The organism is Streptomyces sp. NBC_00887 (assembly GCF_045207585.1).
The window spans coordinates 3,739,118-3,756,822 of record NZ_CP108788.1; the positions used below are offsets into that span (position 1 = coordinate 3,739,118).

Sequence of the window (17,705 nt, forward strand, 5' to 3'; positions counted from 1 at the left end):
ATCGGGCGGCCTCCGTCATCGTGCTGACGGGCCGTCCGTTCGTCAAGGTGGCCTGCACGGATGCGAAAATCGGGCCATGGACGAATTGCGTGCGCGCGAGGTACTGACCGCCGCCGGGCTGCCCGGCGGCGCGGCGCTGCTCGCACTGGGCGAGAACGCGGTGTTCGCCGTGGACGACCTGGTGGCCAAGGTCGGCCGGGATGCCACGCTGCATCCGGAACTACGGGAACGCGCCGAGCGCGAGACGGCCGTCGCCCAGTGGCTCGCCGCCTCGGGGGTACCTGCCGTCCGGGCCGCCGAACCCGGCGTACGCATGACCATGGGCCACCCGGTCACGCTGTGGCACCGGCTCCCCGAGGCCGTGCGCCCGACCGAGCCGCAGGATCTGGCCCCCCTGCTCGCGCGGGTGCACGCCCTGCCCGCCCCGGACGGCTTCACACTGCCGCGCCGGGAACTGCTCGGCGGCGTCGAGCGCTGGCTTCGGCTCGCGGGCGATGCGATCGACCCGGCCGACGCCGACTATCTGCGCGGCCGGCGCGACGGCTTCGCGAAGGCCGCCGCGGCACTTGCCCCGCACCTGACGCCTGGCCCCATCCACGGCGACGCGCTCCCCCGCAATGTCCATGTCGGCCCCGACGGGCCGGTGCTGGTCGATCTGGAGACCTTCTCCGCCGACCTGCGCGAGCACGACCTGGTGGTCCTCGCGCTCTCCCGCGACCGGTACGGCCTGCCCGCGGCGTCGTACGACGCGTTCACCGAGGCCTACGGCTGGGACGTCCGCAGCTGGGAGGGCTGTGCGGTCCTGCGCGGCGCCCGCGAGACGGCCAGCTGCGCCTGGGTCTCCCAGCACGCCCCGGCCAGCCCGAAGGCACTGGCGGAGTTCCGGCGCCGGGTGGAGTCATTGCGCGAGGACGATCCCGAGGTCCGCTGGTACCCCTTCTGAGGCGACCTGGGGGTGCCGGTCCGGCACCCGGTGATCCTTCCGTACTATGCCTCTTGGCCGGGAGGCCGAACAGGTGCGATTGCAACGGGGGTTGCCCATGGGAACCGGAGAAGGCGGCGAGCAGAAGCTCGCGAGCTCGGCGAGCGACAAGAAGCGCGCGGCGACGTACATGGAGGGACACCTGATGCCCGACACCCAGGCCGCCGGCCGCATGGCAGCCGGCGGCGGAACGGCGCGGACACCCTTCCTCGCCCCGTCCGCGGCTCCCCCGAGCCCTCTCATCAAGCAGGACACCGGGCTGAAGGGCCTCTCCGGCTGGGCCACGGACCAGGGTGTCTCCGACGCGCTGGGCGCCTGGCAGGGACAGGCGAACCGGCTGATGGCCCGGTTGCAGCAGGAGCTGAGCGGGCTGAAGGGCGCGAAGAACATCCTGCACAACCAGGACCTCGCCACCGGCGCCCAGGCGAACTCCATACGCCTCCCCAGCAGTTTCGACGGGATGTGACGGGCACGCCATGACGCTGAACTACCAGGACGTGGTGACGGCCGACCTGTCCTCCCTCGCGGACGTGTCCGGGGCGTGGAAGAAGATGGGCGAGCGCTTCGGTGAGCTGAAGACCGATTACGAGCAGAACGTGCAAGGCGTGCTGGCCAACGGGAACTGGCAGGGCCAGGCCTTCGGCGCCCAGCAGAACAACGCCGCGGCCACTGCCTTCGAGTTCGGGGCTGCGAAGACGGAGGCGCTGGCGATAGCCAGCCTGATCACGGATGCGCAGACCGAGCTGACCCGCCTGCAGAAGGCGGTCAAGGACCTGGTCGAGGACGCCGAGAAGAAGGAATACAAGGTCGACAGCGCCGGCAAGGCGACCTACATCGGGTACGACAACCTCTCCACGCAGGAGCGGTTCGCCTTCAACCACGACCCCGATCACGGCCGGCTGCTGGCCGATGCCCGGGTGAAGGCGCAGGGCTGGACCGACGAGATAGCCAAGGCGGTCAAGGCCGTCGACGCCGCCGACCAGAGCGTGAAGCGGGCACTGTCCCGCGCGACGAGCGATGTCTCGTTCGACGGTATCGGGATCGGCGGGTTCAACACGCAGGCCGAGGGCGATCTGGCGAAGGCCGGTAAGCCCGACCCCAAGCCCGAGAAGAAGGACGGATGGGTCGCCGAGGGCGAGTCCGAGGCCTCTGGACCGGGAGTCGGGACGGACGCCAGCGGTCCGAACATCGGGAAGGGCAAGCTGGCCGAGGCGGAGGCGCACGCCGACCTGGGCCGCGCCAAGGCCGAGGGAACGCTCACCAACGGTCCGTTCAAGCTGGCCGGAGAGGCCGAAGCCTATGCGGGCGCCAAGGCCTCGGCGGCCGCCGGCGTCACCAATGAGGGGGCCCAGGCCGAGGCCATGGCCTTCGCGGGCGGCGAGGCTTCGGCCAACGGCACCGCCGACGCCGGCCCCGTCGGCGTGTACGCGCGGGCGGAGGCCATGGCCGGCGCCGAGGCCGGGGTCAGCGCGCAAGCGGGTCTGGACGGCATACAGGTGGGCGCCGAAGCCTTCGCCGGCGCGAAGGGCAGCGTCGGCGCGGGCGCGGACATCGGTGGAATCGGCGCGGGTGTCACGGCCGAGGGCTGGGCCGGTCCCGGCGCGGAAGCCAGTCTGAACGCCAGCAAGGATGCCAACGGCGTATGGCACTTCGGCCCGAAGGTGGGCATCTCCCCCGGCCTCGGTGGGGCCGTCGGCTTCGAGTTCACCGTCGACCCGGGGAAGGTCGTCGATACCGTGGGCGATGCGGCCGGGGCCGTGGGAGACGCCGCGAACTGGGTAGGCGACGGAATCGGCAGCCTGTTCTGACACTCGCAACCGCGGACCCGCTGCCGTAAGCACACCGTTGCCGTAAGGAGAGACCGGGATGACCACCACCCTGCCCGTACCGATCGCGTTCGAACTGCCCGACGGCTGGCGCGCCACACCGCCGGACGGAGTGGGCGCGACGGGCTCGGCGTTCGTCGCGCTGCACCCGCATCCCGATGAGGGATTCACCGCGAACATCACGATCGACGGCGAGTTCCGCCCGGACGAGGCGACGCTCCCCGAGATCGCGGACGAATCGGTGGAGAACCTGCGCCGGTCCGCCGCCTCGGCCGAGGTCCTGGAACGCCGCGAGGTCGGTTCCGTGGAGGCTCCGGGCCTCACCCAGACCCTGGCCGTCTCGGCCGTCGCCGGCGGCTCGCTCCGCAGCCTCGTGCAGTCGCAGGTCTACCTGTCCCTGCTGGACGTCACGGACCCGAGCAAGCGGGCGGTCATCCGACTGATCCTGACGGTGACCGCGTCCCAGCACCGCGACGTCCTGGAGGACTTCCGGGACTTCGTGCGCACGGTCCGCCCTGACACCGACGCGGCCTCCTAGGGCGTCCCACCGGGACGGCCCCTCCTTGCACCCGCAATCCGACCCCTCATAGGTTGATCTCATGGGATTCTTCGACATGCTGACCGGAACCAAGCGCCCCGAGGACGGGGTCGTGCCACGATCGGCCGAGGAGTTGCGGACGGCCCTGCTCGGTCTCAACCGGCCCGATGCCCCCTTCGTCATCAGCGACGGCGCAGCGCATGACGCCGATCTGGTGGCGGAGTGGCGGCTCTCCGAGCCCGCCTGGCAGACCTTCTTCATCGGGTCCCAGCTGACGCACGCCATCCGGATCCGGATGCGCCTGGCCGAGGACGTCCCCGAGGTGCGTGCCATCGAGGAGCAGTGGGAGGTCACCCGCGTCGGAAATCCTCCGCGGCTCCAGACGTCGGCGGAGTACGGGCGCGGCGCGGGCAGGACCGTCTCCCGCCGGTGGTCGCTCCAACGGGGGGAGAACGGCCGCCTCGAAGCGACGGAGACGTTCAGCTTCGACAGCGCGCAGCTGACCGGCCCCCTGCGGAACACCGCCGTCGAATCGGGCTGGACCTGGCGCGGCGTGATCTTCGGCAAGCTCTGAGTGGGCGGGCGCCGGCGTCGCCGGCCGCCTCCCGGCAATACGGTGCCGCGTATGATTCCGGCATCTTCCTCTCTTGATCACCCGGAAATGGACTCCCCCATGCCCATAGCCCGCTTGACCACAGCAGCGACGTGGAGTCTCTCCGCCGCGGCAGCCGGCGTGCTGCTCGTCGGCTGCTCGGGGTCGGTCAGCGTCGGAAGCTCCGATCCGAAGCTGTCCTCGGACAAGCTGGCCGACACGGTCGCCGAGAAGCTCGCCAGTACGACGGGTCAGCCGAAGCCGGACATCACCTGTCCCGAGGACCTCGCCGGGAAGGTCGGCACCACCACCCGCTGCACGCTCACGGCGAAGGACGGCAGCACGCTGGGCGTGTCGGTCAAGGTCACCTCTGTCGAGGGAGACCAGATCAACTTCGACATCAAGGCCGACGACACGGCTTCACCGGCCACGAACTGACCTCCGGTCCTCCCCGGCCACGGCGTCGGATCGTCCGCTCCCGCGAACAGATCCTCTCCCGGACCGCGGTGACCGCCCGGGTCATCGCATCCGGGGGATGAGCGGCCAGGCCGGTTCGACGACCGCCGCCGGATCCGCGGTGCGCCGCAGATAGGCCTGCAGGGAGAGCGACTGCTCGGCCGCCGCGTGCACCTGAAGGCCGTGCAGATCCTCCAGCGGCATCACTCCGACGGGCTCGTGCTCCTCCCCCATGCGTCGCACCACGCGGGCAGCGGCCACGGCGTCCGCCCGCGCGTCGTGCGCGTCGTCGAGCGACACCCCGTAGTGGGCACACAGCGCGTGGAGGGCCCGCTTCCCCTTCCGGTACTTGTCGACGTGCTTGTCGATCACCAACGGGTCGATGACGGGCGAAGGTGCGTCGCCCAGCCGCTCACTGACCGACTCGATCCCGTACCGCAGGCATTCACGGTCGAGCAGGGACAGGTCGTAGCGCGCGTTCATCACCACCAGTGGCATCCCCGAGCGCAGCCCGTCGGCGACCGCCCGGGTGATCTCCTCGACCGCAGAGGCGGCCGGCAGCCCGTGCTCGCGGGCGCGCTCCGTCGAGATGCCGTGGATGGCCGATGCCTGCTCGGGTATGGCCACACCGGGATTCAGCAGCCAGGTCCGCTCCTCCGAGATGGATCCGTCCGCCTCCAGCCGGACGACCGCCGCCGTCACGATCCGGTCGGTCTCGACGTCCGTCCCCGTGGTCTCCAGGTCGAACGACATCAACGGGCCGCTGATCCAGCTCACTCCCGTACCTCCTTCTGTGGTGCTTTCGCCCAAGTGACGACCACCTTCGCACGCACCACTGACAACGCGGGTGGAGCGTCAGGAGACCGGCCTGGAGTCCGTCCACACCGACTCGAACTCCTCGCGGTACGTCTCGAAGAGGCCGTGCTCGCTGTCCTGCCCCGCCCGGACGACCGCACGGCCGCCGCCGCGAAGCACCAGCACGGGCGCCTCCATGCCGCGTGCGCGCCGCAGGTACGGCTGGATGACCCCCACGGCGTCCGGCCCGTCGCCGTCCACCAGGTAGGCCGTGAAGCGCGGGGTCTCGTCGAAGACGTGGATCTGGAAGGCGCCCGGGTCGCGGAGCTTGGTACGGACCCGGCGCATGTGGAGGATGTTCATCTCCACGGAGCGGCTCAGCTCGCCCTTCTTGAGGCCCAGTTCCCGCTCCCTGCGCTTGACCGCGCTGCTCGCCGGGTTGATGAACAGCAGCCGGACCCGGCAGCCCGACTCGGCGAGGCGGACCAGTCGGCGCCCGGAGAAGTTCTGCACGAGCAGGTTGAGCCCTATGCCGATCGCGTCCAGCCGGCGTGCGCCGCCGAACAGGTCCTCGGCGGGCAGCTGGCGCTGGAGCCGAACCCGGTCCGGGTGGACGGAGACGACGTCGGCGTACCGGTCGCCGACCAGCTCCTCGACAGCGTCGACGGGCAGCCGGTCGGCGGACGGGACCGCCGCGCCGCTGCCGAGGATCTCCAGGAGCCGGGCGGAGGCCCGCTCGGCCTGGGCGAGGACCGCCTCGTTCAGCGCCCGGTTGCGGGAGACGACGTTGCGCGCCACCTCCAGCTCGTCCAGAGCGAGCTCCACCTCGCGGCGGTCGTCGAAGTACGGCTCGAAGCAGGGCCAGTGCTGGACCATCAGCTCGCGCAGCTGCGGCAGCGTGAGGAAGCTGAGGACGTTGTCGTCGGCGGGGTCGAGCAGATACCCCTTGCGGCGCGAGACCTCGCGGACCGCGACGGCGCGCTGCACCCACTCCTGCCCGGCGGGTCCCGCCGCGGCCACCACCCAGTCCTCGCCGTGCACCGGCTCGTAGATCGGCCGGATCACGGCGGCGACCACGGCACGCAGCCGCTGTTCCACCAGATTCAGCCAGATGTACGCCCGCCCGGCGCGCTGCGCCCGTGTGCGCACCTCGTTCCAGGCGTCCGCGCCCCAGTCCAGTTCCGCACCGATCTCCATGGGCTGCGCCAGGGACACCGCCCCCGGCGGGGCATCGGTCGATTCCCCCTCGTGACCTGCGTCACCTGGGGGCAGCTCGAACCCGCCCGAGCTCACCCGCGTACCGCCTTCCACTCCCCCACCAACGATCAAGGAAGGGTACTCCGGGACCGGGAGCCGGTGCAGCCGGATGCACAGGCTCCTTACTCAACTCCCCTATGACACAGGCTTGTTCCCTGCGGCAGGATCGGGTGGAGTGAGACGATTCATAGCGGTTAGGCACCCCCGCGCATGCCGCATACCGGACGGGAGCCGCTGCCTGTTACCCGCGGTCCCTGTACGGGCGACACCGAAGTGTCCGAAGTTGACCGGTCCCGTGGGACGCGAGCCGACCGGACCCGGCCGCACCGGTCGACGTACTAGGTAGGCGCACTTCTTTCGGGGAGTATTCGGGTCAAGAAGCCCGCAACACCCGGATCAGAAGTGGAAGAGTCATATCTATGCAGGTCTGGCCGGGACAGGCGTATCCCCTCGGTGCCACGTACGACGGCGCCGGGACCAACTTCGCGGTCTTCTCGGAGGCCGCCGACCGAATCGAGTTGTGCCTGCTGCACGACGACGGTTCAGAAACGGCGGTGGAGCTCCGCGAGGCCGATGCCTTCGTCCGTCACGCCTACCTGCCCGGAGTGATGCCGGGTCAGCGGTACGGTTTCCGGGTGCACGGCCCGTACGAGCCGCAGCGCGGGCAGCGCTGCAATTCGGCGAAGCTGCTCCTCGATCCGTACGCGCGTGCGATCTCCGGGCAGATCACGTGGGGCGAGGCGGTGTACGGCTACCCCTTCGGCAGGCCCGACGCGCGCAACGACCTGGACTCCGCGCCGCACACCATGAGCTCCGTGGTGGTGAACCCGTACTTCGACTGGGGCGACGACCGCCGCCCCCGTACCGACTACCACCGCACGGTGATCTACGAGGCCCATGTGAAGGGCCTGACGATGCTTCACCCGGGTTTACCCGAGGAGCTGCGCGGCACCTATGCGGGGCTCGCCCACCCGGAGATCATCGCCCACCTCACCGAGCTCGGCGTCACGGCGATCGAGCTGATGCCGGTGCACCAGTTCGTCCAGGACCACCGTCTCGCCGACGCGGGCCTCGCCAACTACTGGGGCTACAACACCATCGGGTTCTTCGCCCCCCACAACGCGTACGCGTCCTGGGGCGACCGCGGCGAGCAGGTGCTCGAGTTCAAGCAGGCCGTGCGGGCGCTCCACCAGGCCGGCATCGAGGTGATCCTCGATGTCGTCTACAACCACACCGCCGAAGGCAACCACCTGGGGCCGACGCTCTCGTTCCGGGGTCTGGACAACGCCTCCTACTACCGGCTGGCGGACGACCAGCGGTACTACATGGACACCACGGGCACCGGGAACTCGCTGCTGATGCGGTCGCCGCACGTGCTGCAACTGATCATGGACTCCCTGCGGTACTGGGTGACCGAGATGCACGTGGACGGCTTCCGCTTCGATCTCGCCGCGACACTGGCACGCCAGTTCCACGAGGTGGACCGGCTGTCGTCGTTCTTCGACCTGGTGCAGCAGGATCCGGTGGTCAGCCAGGTGAAGCTGATCGCCGAGCCGTGGGACGTGGGCGAGGGCGGCTACCAGGTGGGCAACTTCCCGCCGCTGTGGACCGAGTGGAACGGCAAGTACCGCGACACGGTGCGGGACCTGTGGCGGGGCGAGCCCCGGACGCTCGCGGAGTTCGCCGGGCGGCTCACCGGGTCCTCCGACCTGTACCAGGACGACGGCAGACGTCCTCTGGCCTCCATCAACTTCACCACCTGCCACGACGGCTTCACGCTGAACGACCTGGTCTCGTACAACGACAAGCGCAACGACGCGAACGGCGAGGGCAACCGGGACGGCGAGAGCCACAACCGCTCCTGGAACTGCGGTGCGGAGGGTGAGACCGAGGACAAGGAGATCCAGGAGCTGCGCAGCCGTCAGATGCGCAACTTCATCGCCACGCTGATGCTCTCCCAGGGCGTCCCGATGCTGAGCCACGGCGACGAGTTCGCCCGCACCCAGCGGGGCAACAACAACGCGTACTGCCAGGACAACGAGCTCTCGTGGGTCCACTGGCCCTATCCGGCCGCCGCGGTCGCGCAGGACGGCGACGGCGACGGCGCGGCCACCGACGGCACGGACACGAGCCTGCTGGAGTTCACCCGGTTCATGGTCTGGCTGCGCCGTGACCACCCGGTCTTCAGACGCAGGCGCTTCTTCCACGGCCGTCCTGTGGAGGGTACGCACGACGAGCTGTCCGACATCGCCTGGTTCACCCCCAGGGGTGAGGAGATGACCCAGCGGGACTGGCAGGCCGCGCACGCCAAGGCCATGACGGTCTTCCTGAACGGCCATGCGATCTCGGAGCCGGGGCCGCGGGGCGAGCGGATCTCCGACGACTCGTTCCTGCTGATGTTCAACGCGGGCGCCGACACCCTGGAATTCGCCGTTCCGATGAACCACGGGAGGCAGTGGCAGGTCGTCGTGGACACGGCCATCCCGGACGGAGTGGCGCCGGGTGCGGGTCCCAAGGTCTCCGCGGGTGACCGGGTGACGCTCATCGGGCGCAGCCTGACGGTGCTCAAGCGTCCGGCGTAGGCCAATGGTGTGCCCGGGGTGACCCGGGCGCCGCCGGTGGAGCCCTGGTACGTGGTCGAGTGACACAGAAGCCGTCAGGCTGGGTACGTACGTGTCCATGACGCCCACCGCCACGTACCGGCTCCAGCTCCAACCGGACTTCCCGTTCGCCGCCGCCGGACTAGCCGTGCCGTACATCGCCGCGCTCGGCGTCTCCCATCTGCATCTGTCCCCCGTCCTGGAGGCCGTGCCCGGCTCCGGGCACGGCTACGACGTCGTCGACCACGGCCGGGTGCGGGCCGAGCTCGGCGGGGAGGAGGGGCTGCGGCAGCTGGCCGCCACGGCACGCGCGCACGGTCTCGGGCTGATCCTGGACATCGTGCCCAACCACATGGCCGCCGCGCCCAGGCACAACCGGCAGCTGTGGGAGGTACTGCGCGAGGGGCCTTCGTCGCCGTACGCCCACTGGTTCGACATCGACTGGGCGGCGGGCGGCGGCAAGGTGCTGCTGCCCGTGCTGGCGGGCCGGATCGGCGACGAGGCCGGCCGCTTCGAGGTCGGCGCCCGCGACGACGGCTCGCCGGTGCTCCGCTACGGCGACCAGGAGTTCCCGCTGCGCGAGGGCACCGCGGGCCTGCCCCTGCCGGAGCTCCTCGCCGCCCAGCACTACCGGCTCGCCTGGTGGCGACTGGCCCGTACGGAACTGAACTACCGGCGGTTCTTCACCATCTCCGAGCTGATCGGCGTCCGTGTCGAGCACCCGGAGGTCTTCGCCGCCACCCACGCCAAGGTCCTGGAACTGGTCGGTGAAGGAGTCCTCGACGGTCTGCGCATCGACCATCCGGACGGCCTCGCCGACCCCGACGCGTACCTGGAGCGGCTCGGCGGGGCGACCGGCGGGCGGTGGACCGTGGTCGAGAAGATCCTCACCGGCTCCGAACCCCTGCCCGCCGGCTGGGCGGTCGCGGGGACGACGGGCTACGACGCGCTCCACCGGATCGACGGCCTGTTCACCGACCCGATGGGCGCGGCGGACCTGCTCGGCCGCTACCGCGACTTCGCGGGCCCGCCCGGCGACCGCGGCGGCTACTGGACCGCGACCGTCCGACGGGCGGCGCACCGCGTCGTCACCCATGAGCTCGCCTCGGAGACGGAGTGGCTGACCCGCCTCGCCGTGCAGGCGTGCTCCGGGGATCCCGCACTCGTGGACCACGCCCCGTGGGCCCTGCACACGGCGGTGCGCGAGCTGCTCGTCCGGGTCCCTGTCTACCGTCCGTACGTCACGGCGGGCGGCCCGCTCACGGAGGTGGCGGAGTCGGCACTTCCGGCCGAGGCGGTCCAGGAGGCCAAGGCGGTCTTCTCCGTACCGCAGGAGGCGGCGGCCGTCGACGTGGTGCGGGCTCTGGCGCTGGGCCGGCTCGGTGACGGGCCGGAGCACTCGGCCTTCTGCGCCCGGTTCGCACAGACGGCGTCCGCGCTGCACGCCAAGTCGGTGGAGGACACCGCCTTCTACCGCTACGTGCCGCTGATCTCCGCGACCGAGGTGGGCGGTGATCCCGGACGGCCGGCGGTGAGCCCGGAGGAGTTCCACGCCTTCTGCGCCCGGCTGTCCCGCGACTGGCCGGCCACCGGCACGGTCCTGACCACGCACGACACCAAGCGCAGCGGGGACGTACGGGCCCGGATCGCGGTCCTGTCGGAGTGCCCCGAGCGGTGGGCCTCGCTGGTGGCGCAGCTGGCCCGGGCGACGACCGTGTCCGCTCCGGACCCTCAACTGGCTTGGCAGGCCTGGCAGTCGGCGTACGGCTGCGCGAGCCTGCCGACCGGGGGGATGACGGGCCGGCTGGAGCCTGCGCTGCTGAAGTCCGTACGGGAGGCGGGCCTGTTCACCAGCTGGACGGAGCCGGATCCGGCGTACGAGCACGCGGTGAGCGAGTTCGTCGCGGCGGGTCCGGGCGCCGACACGGGCCAGGCGCGGGCGATGATGACGCGGTTCGCCGACACCCTCGCCCCCTTCGTGCGCGCCAATGTGCTGGGCGCGGCGCTGGTGCACCTGACGATGCCGGGCGTGCCCGATCTGTACCAGGGCACGGAGCGGGAGTACATCGCCCTGGTCGACCCCGACAACCGCAGGCCGTTCAGCCGGCCTCCGGCCGACGTGCCCGACGAGAAGGCCGGTCTGACCGTGGCGGCGTTGGGGCTGCGGCGGGAGCGGCCCGGGCTCTTCGGCGAGTCGGGCACGTACGCCCCGCTGGCCGCACACGGGCCGGCCGCCGCCCACTGTCTGGCGTTCTGCCGCTCGGGCGAGGCCGTCACGGCGGTGACCAGGCTCTCGCTGAGGCTGGAGGAGGAGGGCGGCTGGGGCGATACGACACTGACGCTGCCCGACGAGGGCCCGTGGCACGACCTGCTGTCCCCCGGCCGGGAGTTCACGGGCACTACGGTCGCGGTGGCCGAACTCTTCGCCGAACGGCCGGTGGCGCTGCTGGTGAAGGCAGCGGGAGGAGAGCCTGCGGACGGCGGCTGAGCCGCGCCTCCCCTCAGGCCGGGGGTCCGGGCAGGGGTGCGGAGAGCCGGAAGGTCATCCGGCCGAAGCTCACCTGGTCGCCGTCGCGCACGGCTGCCGATCCGATGACCCGCTGGCCGTTGACGCAGGTGCCGTTGGTCGAGCCGAGGTCACGCAGGATCCACCGGCTGCCGTGCGCGGTCAGTTCGGCGTGCAGCCGCGACACCGTCTCGTGGCTGAGCCGCAGTCCGTTGCCCGGGTCCCTGCCGATGCGCAGCGGGTGCGGCCCCGGCACGGGCAGGAGCAGTTTGGGCAGCCGCTCGGACTGCCAGGCCCTGCGCACCCCCGCGGGGAACGCGGAGACGCCGCCCACCGCACGGAAGAGCCTGCGGGACCAGCGCCCGCGGGTCTCCAGGTCGGAGGTGAGCGCCGCCAGTTCCTCGGAGCGCCGGGCCGTAAGGGCCAGTTCCATGCGTCGCAGGAAGGTGTCGTGGGACAGCTTCCCCTGTGCCGCGCCGTCTCTGAGCACACCGAGGACACGGTCGCGCTGGGCGTCGGACAGCCGCGCGGGGTACGTGTAGGGCTCGAAGGAGGACGTCACAGGACCGATTGTCGGGCCGAGAGGCCTGGGGTGTCCAGAAGGAGCCCGGTTCCGGCCGTTCTGACCTGCGGGGCGGCGGATAAATACCGCACACCGGCCACACGGATGTTGTTATCGTCGCCCGCTGCCGTCCTTCGGCGGCGCACACCGCATCCAGGAGCCTTTGTGACCCTTGCACCAATGGAATTGACCGTCCGTCCGCTCACCGGAGCGGACGAGCTCGGTCTCTTCTGCCGTCTTCCGTACGTCCTCGACCACGAGCTCGCCGACGACCTCGCCACCGGCCGCCGCCGCCCCGAGTGGATGTGGGTGGCCCTGCGCGGCGACCGTCTCGTGGCCCGGATCGCCTGGTGGACGGGCCAGGACGGGGGCGCCCCGCAGTTCCTGGACTTCTTCGACCTGGACGACACCCTGCCGGAGCCGGAGCGCGGCGCGATCGGGCTGGAGCTGCTGGAGAAGGCGACCGCCGCGGTCGTGCCCGCCGGGGCTGTCCCGCCCGAGTACGGCCGCTACATCCCGCCGGACTGGCGCGAGGACCCGGCGGCGCGCGATGTCGTCGAGGCCCGGATACGGGTGATGGAGGCGAGCGGCGCGCGGTTGCTGGTCGAGCGGCTGCGCCTGGAGTGGCGGGCGGGTACGCCCGTGCCCGAGGACACCGGCAGGCTGGTGTTCCGCCAGGTCTCCGGACGCGAGGACCTCGTGGCCCTGATGACCCCGGTGATGGCGGGCACCCTGGACGCCCACGGCCAGGCGGACCTGGCGTCCGGCCTGAGTGCCCGCGAGGCCGCGGAGAAGCAGTACGACGAGGAGTTCGCGGGTCTCAGGACTCCGCAGGAGTGGTGGCGTATCGCGGAGCTGCCGGACGGCGAACCGGTCGGCTTCGTCATTCCGGCCCGCAACAACTACCACCCGATGATCGCGTACATCGGGGTTCTGCCGGCGCACCGCGGGCACGGATACATCGACCACATCCTGGCCGAGGGCACCCGGGTGCTCGCCGCACAGGACGTGGAGCGCATCAGGGCGAGCACCGACGTCGGGAACGTCCCGATGGCGAAGTCGTTCGAGCGCCTGGGCTACGTCAACTTCGAACGCTCCTTCGACATGGTGTGGGACCGACCGTAAATCGGGTGGACGACCGGGCTCGGGGGCCGTACCGTCGGTGCGGAACCCAGGCCCCGGATGCGGAAGGAGGCGAGTCGGATGCGTACAGCTTCGTTCCCGCGCTCCCGTCCCGTCCGCAGGGCGGTGTCGGACTCGGTCTGACCGGGAGCGCACCACGCTTCTCGTCACGAGTCCCGGAGGACACCCATGACCGATACGGTCATCCGCGCGCTCACCCAGAGCGACGCACACCTTTTCGATTCCCTGCAGGCTCCCTGCCTCGTCGGCCGCGCCGCGTTCGGCCACCGCTACGCCACTGTTCACGACGGCGGTGAGTACCGCCCCGAGTGGACCTGGGTCGCTCTGCGCGACGGGGTCGTCGTCGCCAGGGCGGCCTGGTGGGGCGGACCCGGCGACACCGAGCCCGTGCTGGTCAACTACTTCGACTTCGCCGAGGGCGAGGAGGAGACGGCCGCCGAACTGCTGCGCCGTGCGCCGTGGTCCGTCGAGTACGAACTGATCGTGCCGGCCGGCTGGCGGGACACCCCCGAGGTGCGGGCAGCCGTGGGGGCACGGATCGCCGCGGCCGAGGCGGCCGGCATGAAACTGCTGGTCGAGCGCTACCGCTACGAGTGGACGCCCGGGGACGGTCTGCCCGCGCGGCCCGGCAGGCTCGAATTCCGGGAGGAGCCGGACGACGCGGTGATCCTGGACGTCCTGCGGCGGGTCCACTCCGTGACGCTGGACGCCCATGCCCGGCGTTCCATCGAGGGGCCGGGCGGTCTGGAGCAGGCCGCCCGGGAAGAGCTCGACTTCTTCAACTGGTGTCCCTCACCGCGCTCCTGGTGGCAGCTCGCCCACACCAGGGACGGCAGGCTCGCCGGGATCCATGTGCCGGCACGCAATCCGGGCGGGCCGTGCGTCGGCTTCATCGGGGTCGTGCCCGAGGCCCGCGGTCACGGCTACGGATACGACCTGCTCGTGGAGACCACGCACTTCCTGGCCGACCAGGGTGCGACGTCGATCGCGGGCGCGACCGACCGGGGCAACACGCCGATGGCTGCCGCGTTCTCCCGGGCCGGTCACCGCATCGTGCAGGAGCGCATCCACCTGGTGTGAGCCGCCCGTGGCCGCCGGGGTGTCAGCCCGTCCCGGCGGCACGCTGGGCGCTGATCACGTCGCGGTACCAGGCGTACGACTGCTTGGGAGTGCGCCGCAGGGTCTCGTAGTCGATGTGGACGAGACCGAACCGCTTGCTGGCGCCCTCGGTCCACTCCACGTTGTCGGTCAGTGACCAGGTGAAGTAGCCGCGCACGTCGACGCCCGCGTCGATGGCCGTGCGCAGCGCCCCCAGGTGTCCCTCCAGGAAGGCGATGCGCCGGCCGTCGGCCACGGGCTCGTCGACCGCGCAGCCGTTCTCCGTGATGTAGACGGGCGGCAGCCGGTCGCCGAAGCGGCTCTGCAGCTCGCCGAGCGTCTCGGCGAGCCCTTCGGGGACGACGGGCCAGCCGAAGTCGGTCGTGTCGTACCCCTCGATCTCCCTTATTCCGAAGGGGAGTTCGGGCGGCATCGTGTAGCCGGAGAAGGAGTCCAGCGCCTCGGGCCTCGGGGCGCCCACGAGGGTGGGGTTGTAGTAGTTCACCCCGTACCAGTCGAGCGGCGTCGAGATCACCTTCAGGTCGTCCTCGACCGGGCCCGGCATCAGGGCGGCGAAGCCCTCGTCGGGGTAGCGGCCGGTGAGGACCGGGTCGGCGAACAGCCAGTTGGTGAGGGTGTCGTAGAGCTGCGCCCCCAGGCGGTCCTCCTCGGTCTCCCCCGCGGTCCACACGGGCGTGTGCGAGAGGGCGATGCCGATGTTGTCGGCGCCCGCGGCGCGCAGCGCCCGTACGGCCAGTCCGTGCGCCAGGAGTTGGTGGTGCGCGGCGGGCAGCGCGTCGAACAGGAGGGTGCGTCCGGGGGCGTGCTCACCGAGTGCGTAACCGAGCATCGTCACCTCGGCCGGCTCGTTGATGGTGATCCACATGGGTACGCGGTCGGCGAGGCGCTCCGCGACGATGCCCGCGTACTCGGCGAAGCGGTAGGCGGTGTCCCGGTTGAGCCAGCCGCCGGCCTCGTCCAGCGGGAGCGGGGTGTCCCAGTGGTAGAGCGTCGGGGCGGGGGTGATGCCGTGGGCGCAGAGCTCGTCGACGAGCCGGTCGTAGAAGTCCAGCCCCGCGGGGTTGAGCGCGCCGCTGCCTCCCGGCACGACGCGGGGCCAGCTGATGGAGAAGCGGAAGGCGTCCGCGCCGAGTCCGGCGAGCAGGGCGACGTCCTCGCGGTAGTGCTCGTGGAAGCCGGTGCCGCGGGTGGTGTCGGTGCCGTCCTTGATCCGGCCGGGCTGCGCCGCGAAGGCGTCCCAGCCGGAGGGCCCCTTTCCGTCGGCGTCGAACGCCCCTTCGGTCTGGAAAGCGGACGCGGAGGCTCCCCAGAGGAATCCGGGTGGGAACGTCGGCACGGTCATCTCGGCCTCCAGCAGCCGTAAGGGGGACCTTGGATTACTGCCCGGGCTCTCTACGTATGAGCAGAACCCGGTAGGGCAATGATCAGGACCAGACCCTAATCGCCAGCGATGGGCTCACTCCAGTCTCCCGGGGCCCCGAGTGCGACTTCGGCCGATCATTGGGCCCGTTGGAGGGCATCCGGTTCATGGACGAGGAGTGGTGAATGCAGTTCGAGGTGTGGGCCCCGCGAACCGAGTCGGCCGTGCTGCAGACCGCGGGCGGGCGGCAGCCCATGGAGCGTGATCCGCTGCGGGAGGGCTGGTGGACGGCCGAGGCCGAGGCGGCCGACGGTGACCGCTACGGCTTCGTGCTCGACGACGGTCCCCTGCTCCCCGATCCGCGTGCGCGCCGCCAGCCCGACGGGCCCGACGGACGGAGCGCGGTCGTGGACCCGGCCGCGTACACCTGGCGCAACGAGTGGGCCGGGCGGGGGCTGCCGGGCGCCGTCCTGTACGAGCTGCACATCGGCACGTTCACGGAGCCGGGCACCTTCGACGCCGCGGCCGAGCGCCTCGGGCATCTCGTGGAGCTCGGTATCACCCATGTGTCGCTGATGCCCGTCTGCCCCTTCCCCGGAACCCATGGCTGGGGGTACGAGGGGGTGTCGCTGTGGGCCGTGCACGAGCCGTACGGCGGCCCGGACGGACTGAAGCACTTTGTCGACACGGCGCACGGCCTGGGTCTCGCGGTCGTCCTGGACGTGGTCCACAACCACCTCGGCCCCTCGGGCAACTACCTGCCGGCCTTCGGCCCGTACTTCACCGACACGCACCACACGCCCTGGGGCTCGGCCGTCAACCTCGACGCCCCGGGCTCGGACGAGGTCCGCGCGTATCTGCTGGGCAGCGCGCTCGCCTGGCTGCGGGACTACCGCCTGGACGGACTGCGCCTGGACGCCGTGCACGCGCTGGCCGACAGCCGGGCGCTCACCTTCCTGGAGGAGCTGTCCGGGGCCGTCGACGCCCTCGCCGCCGAGCTCGGCCGGCCGCTCTCCCTGATCGCCGAGTCCGACCTCTGCGATCCGCGCACGACCACCCCGCGCGAGGAGGGCGGCCTCGGGCTGCACGCCCAGTGGAACGACGACTTCCACCACTGTCTGCACACCGCGCTCACGGGCGAGTCCACGGGCTACTACGCCGACTTCGCCGCCGCCCCGCTGGCCGCCCTCGCCAAGACCGTCACCAGCGCGTTCTTCCACGACGGTACGTACTCGAGCTTCCGGGGCCGTACGCACGGCCGTCCCGTCGACGTCACCCGCGCCCCCGCCCACCGCTTCGTCGGCTACGCCCAGACCCACGACCAGATCGGCAACCGGGCCCTCGGCGACCGGCTCGCCGCCACCCTCTCCCCCGGGCTCCAGGCCTGCGCGGCGGCCCTCGTTCTCACCGGCCCCTTCACCCCGATGCTCTTCATGGGCGAGGAGTGGGGCGCCCGCACACCGTGGCAGTTCTTCACCGACCACACCGACCCGGAGCTCGCCCGGGCCGTACGCGACGGCAGGCGACGTGAGTTCGCGGCGCACGGCTGGGCGGAGGAGGACGTCCCCGACCCGCAGGACCCGCTCACCCGCGCCCGTTCCTGCCTCGACTGGAGCGAACCCGAACGCGAGCCGCACGCCCGCATCCGGGCCTGGTACCGCGAGCTGATCGCGCTGCGCGGGGCCATGCCCGACCTCTCCGATCCCGATCTGGCCTCCGTCAGGACGGCGTACGACGAGGAGGCGCGCTGGCTGGCGTTCCGCAGGGGAGATCTGCGGGTCGCGGTCAACCTGTCCGGGAAGCCGGCCACGATCGCGCTGGGCGGGGGCCGTCACCGCAGCGGCGGGGGCAGGGTCCTGGCAGCCTGGGATCCGGTCGACGCACCGGGCAGCGACGGGCTGCTGCACCTGCCGCCGGAGTCGTGCGTGGTCCTGGCCGACGACTGAACAAGTCCCTCGGTGCTGAACAA

The 17,705-nt window shown here is 71.3% G+C and carries 15 protein-coding genes; 11 read left to right on the top strand and 4 right to left on the bottom strand.

Annotation, left to right across the window (positions count from 1 at the left end):
* The first annotated feature begins 76 nt into the window (after positions 1 to 76).
* From OG844_RS17045 to OG844_RS17070, 6 genes are all read left to right on the top strand, one after another.
* Complete coding sequence (locus OG844_RS17045) at positions 77 to 943, top strand: phosphotransferase enzyme family protein (RefSeq protein WP_406391212.1); 867 nt, start codon at positions 77 to 79, stop codon at positions 941 to 943.
* 97 nt (positions 944 to 1,040) lie between these two features.
* Complete coding sequence (locus tag OG844_RS17050) at positions 1,041 to 1,448, top strand: hypothetical protein (protein WP_406391214.1); 408 nt, start codon at positions 1,041 to 1,043, stop codon at positions 1,446 to 1,448.
* Between the two features lie 10 nt (positions 1,449 to 1,458).
* Entirely contained in the window at positions 1,459 to 2,790 is a 1,332-nt protein-coding gene (locus tag OG844_RS17055) for a hypothetical protein (RefSeq protein ID WP_406391216.1), read from the top strand.
* A 58-nt stretch (positions 2,791 to 2,848) separates the two neighbouring features.
* On the top strand, positions 2,849 to 3,346 hold the full coding sequence (locus OG844_RS17060; protein ID WP_406391218.1) for a hypothetical protein: 498 nt from the start codon (positions 2,849 to 2,851) through the stop codon (positions 3,344 to 3,346).
* A gap of 61 nt (positions 3,347 to 3,407) precedes the next feature.
* Positions 3,408 to 3,920 carry a hypothetical protein gene (locus tag OG844_RS17065; RefSeq protein WP_384614510.1) on the top strand — a complete coding sequence of 171 codons (513 nt, stop codon included), beginning with the start codon at positions 3,408 to 3,410 and terminating at the stop codon, positions 3,918 to 3,920.
* Between the two features lie 99 nt (positions 3,921 to 4,019).
* Positions 4,020 to 4,376 carry a DUF4333 domain-containing protein gene (locus tag OG844_RS17070; protein WP_351173687.1) on the top strand — a complete coding sequence of 119 codons (357 nt, stop codon included), beginning with the start codon at positions 4,020 to 4,022 and terminating at the stop codon, positions 4,374 to 4,376.
* A gap of 81 nt (positions 4,377 to 4,457) precedes the next feature.
* Here OG844_RS17070 and OG844_RS17075 read toward each other — a convergent pair whose 3' ends face one another.
* Both OG844_RS17075 and OG844_RS17080 read right to left on the bottom strand, forming a co-directional pair.
* A complete protein-coding gene (locus tag OG844_RS17075) occupies positions 4,458 to 5,171 on the bottom strand; it encodes a 3'-5' exonuclease (protein ID WP_406391221.1) in 714 nt (237 codons plus the stop codon).
* A 78-nt stretch (positions 5,172 to 5,249) separates the two neighbouring features.
* Positions 5,250 to 6,482 carry an SAV2148 family HEPN domain-containing protein gene (locus OG844_RS17080; protein WP_406391223.1) on the bottom strand — a complete coding sequence of 411 codons (1,233 nt, stop codon included), beginning with the start codon at positions 6,480 to 6,482 and terminating at the stop codon, positions 5,250 to 5,252.
* A gap of 383 nt (positions 6,483 to 6,865) precedes the next feature.
* On the opposite strand from OG844_RS17080, the gene glgX reads away from it, so the two are divergent.
* On the top strand, positions 6,866 to 9,028 hold the full coding sequence (gene glgX / locus OG844_RS17085; protein ID WP_406391225.1) for a glycogen debranching protein GlgX: 2,163 nt from the start codon (positions 6,866 to 6,868) through the stop codon (positions 9,026 to 9,028).
* Positions 9,029 to 9,125: 97 nt separating this feature from the next.
* Positions 9,126 to 11,534, top strand: coding sequence for a malto-oligosyltrehalose synthase (gene treY / locus OG844_RS17090; RefSeq protein ID WP_406391227.1), 2,409 nt, complete (start codon positions 9,126 to 9,128; stop codon positions 11,532 to 11,534).
* Positions 11,535 to 11,547: 13 nt separating this feature from the next.
* Here the strand turns inward: treY and OG844_RS17095 are convergent, their stop codons facing one another.
* Positions 11,548 to 12,114 (bottom strand): DUF1707 and FHA domain-containing protein, encoded by a 567-nt coding sequence (locus OG844_RS17095; protein WP_329206252.1) that lies wholly within the window; start codon positions 12,112 to 12,114, stop codon positions 11,548 to 11,550.
* A gap of 180 nt (positions 12,115 to 12,294) precedes the next feature.
* On the opposite strand from OG844_RS17095, the gene OG844_RS17100 reads away from it, so the two are divergent.
* Together OG844_RS17100 and OG844_RS17105 are read left to right on the top strand one after the other, a co-directional pair.
* The gene (locus OG844_RS17100) at positions 12,295 to 13,239 is read left to right on the top strand and encodes a GNAT family N-acetyltransferase (protein WP_406391229.1); all 945 of its coding nucleotides are present in this window, start codon (positions 12,295 to 12,297) and stop codon (positions 13,237 to 13,239) included.
* Between the two features lie 186 nt (positions 13,240 to 13,425).
* Entirely contained in the window at positions 13,426 to 14,337 is a 912-nt protein-coding gene (locus OG844_RS17105) for a GNAT family N-acetyltransferase (RefSeq protein WP_406391231.1), read from the top strand.
* A gap of 22 nt (positions 14,338 to 14,359) precedes the next feature.
* On the opposite strand, the gene OG844_RS17110 is transcribed toward OG844_RS17105, so the two are convergent.
* Positions 14,360 to 15,718, bottom strand: a complete 1,359-nt coding sequence (locus OG844_RS17110; protein ID WP_406391233.1) for a GH1 family beta-glucosidase — start codon at positions 15,716 to 15,718, stop codon at positions 14,360 to 14,362.
* Between the two features lie 203 nt (positions 15,719 to 15,921).
* On the opposite strand from OG844_RS17110, the gene treZ reads away from it, so the two are divergent.
* Positions 15,922 to 17,682, top strand: coding sequence for a malto-oligosyltrehalose trehalohydrolase (gene treZ, locus OG844_RS17115; protein WP_406391235.1), 1,761 nt, complete (start codon positions 15,922 to 15,924; stop codon positions 17,680 to 17,682).
* The last annotated feature ends 23 nt before the right edge of the window (positions 17,683 to 17,705 follow it).

Bases quoted from the DNA above. Each gene is read 5' to 3' on its own strand.
- treZ (WP_406391235.1), top strand. From the start codon at position 15,922: ATGCAGTTCGAGGTGTGGGCCCCGCGAACCGAGTCGGCCGTGCTGCAG.
- OG844_RS17065 (WP_384614510.1), top strand. From the start codon at position 3,408: ATGGGATTCTTCGACATGCTGACCGGAACCAAGCGCCCCGAGGACGGG.
- glgX (WP_406391225.1), top strand. From the start codon at position 6,866: ATGCAGGTCTGGCCGGGACAGGCGTATCCCCTCGGTGCCACGTACGAC.
- OG844_RS17050 (WP_406391214.1), top strand. From the start codon at position 1,041: ATGGGAACCGGAGAAGGCGGCGAGCAGAAGCTCGCGAGCTCGGCGAGC.
- treY (WP_406391227.1), top strand. From the start codon at position 9,126: ATGACGCCCACCGCCACGTACCGGCTCCAGCTCCAACCGGACTTCCCG.
- OG844_RS17105 (WP_406391231.1), top strand. From the start codon at position 13,426: ATGACCGATACGGTCATCCGCGCGCTCACCCAGAGCGACGCACACCTT.
- OG844_RS17100 (WP_406391229.1), top strand. From the start codon at position 12,295: ATGGAATTGACCGTCCGTCCGCTCACCGGAGCGGACGAGCTCGGTCTC.
- OG844_RS17110 (WP_406391233.1), bottom strand. From the start codon at position 15,718: ATGACCGTGCCGACGTTCCCACCCGGATTCCTCTGGGGAGCCTCCGCG.
- OG844_RS17045 (WP_406391212.1), top strand. From the start codon at position 77: ATGGACGAATTGCGTGCGCGCGAGGTACTGACCGCCGCCGGGCTGCCC.
- OG844_RS17060 (WP_406391218.1), top strand. From the start codon at position 2,849: ATGACCACCACCCTGCCCGTACCGATCGCGTTCGAACTGCCCGACGGC.
- OG844_RS17055 (WP_406391216.1), top strand. From the start codon at position 1,459: ATGACGCTGAACTACCAGGACGTGGTGACGGCCGACCTGTCCTCCCTC.
- OG844_RS17070 (WP_351173687.1), top strand. From the start codon at position 4,020: ATGCCCATAGCCCGCTTGACCACAGCAGCGACGTGGAGTCTCTCCGCC.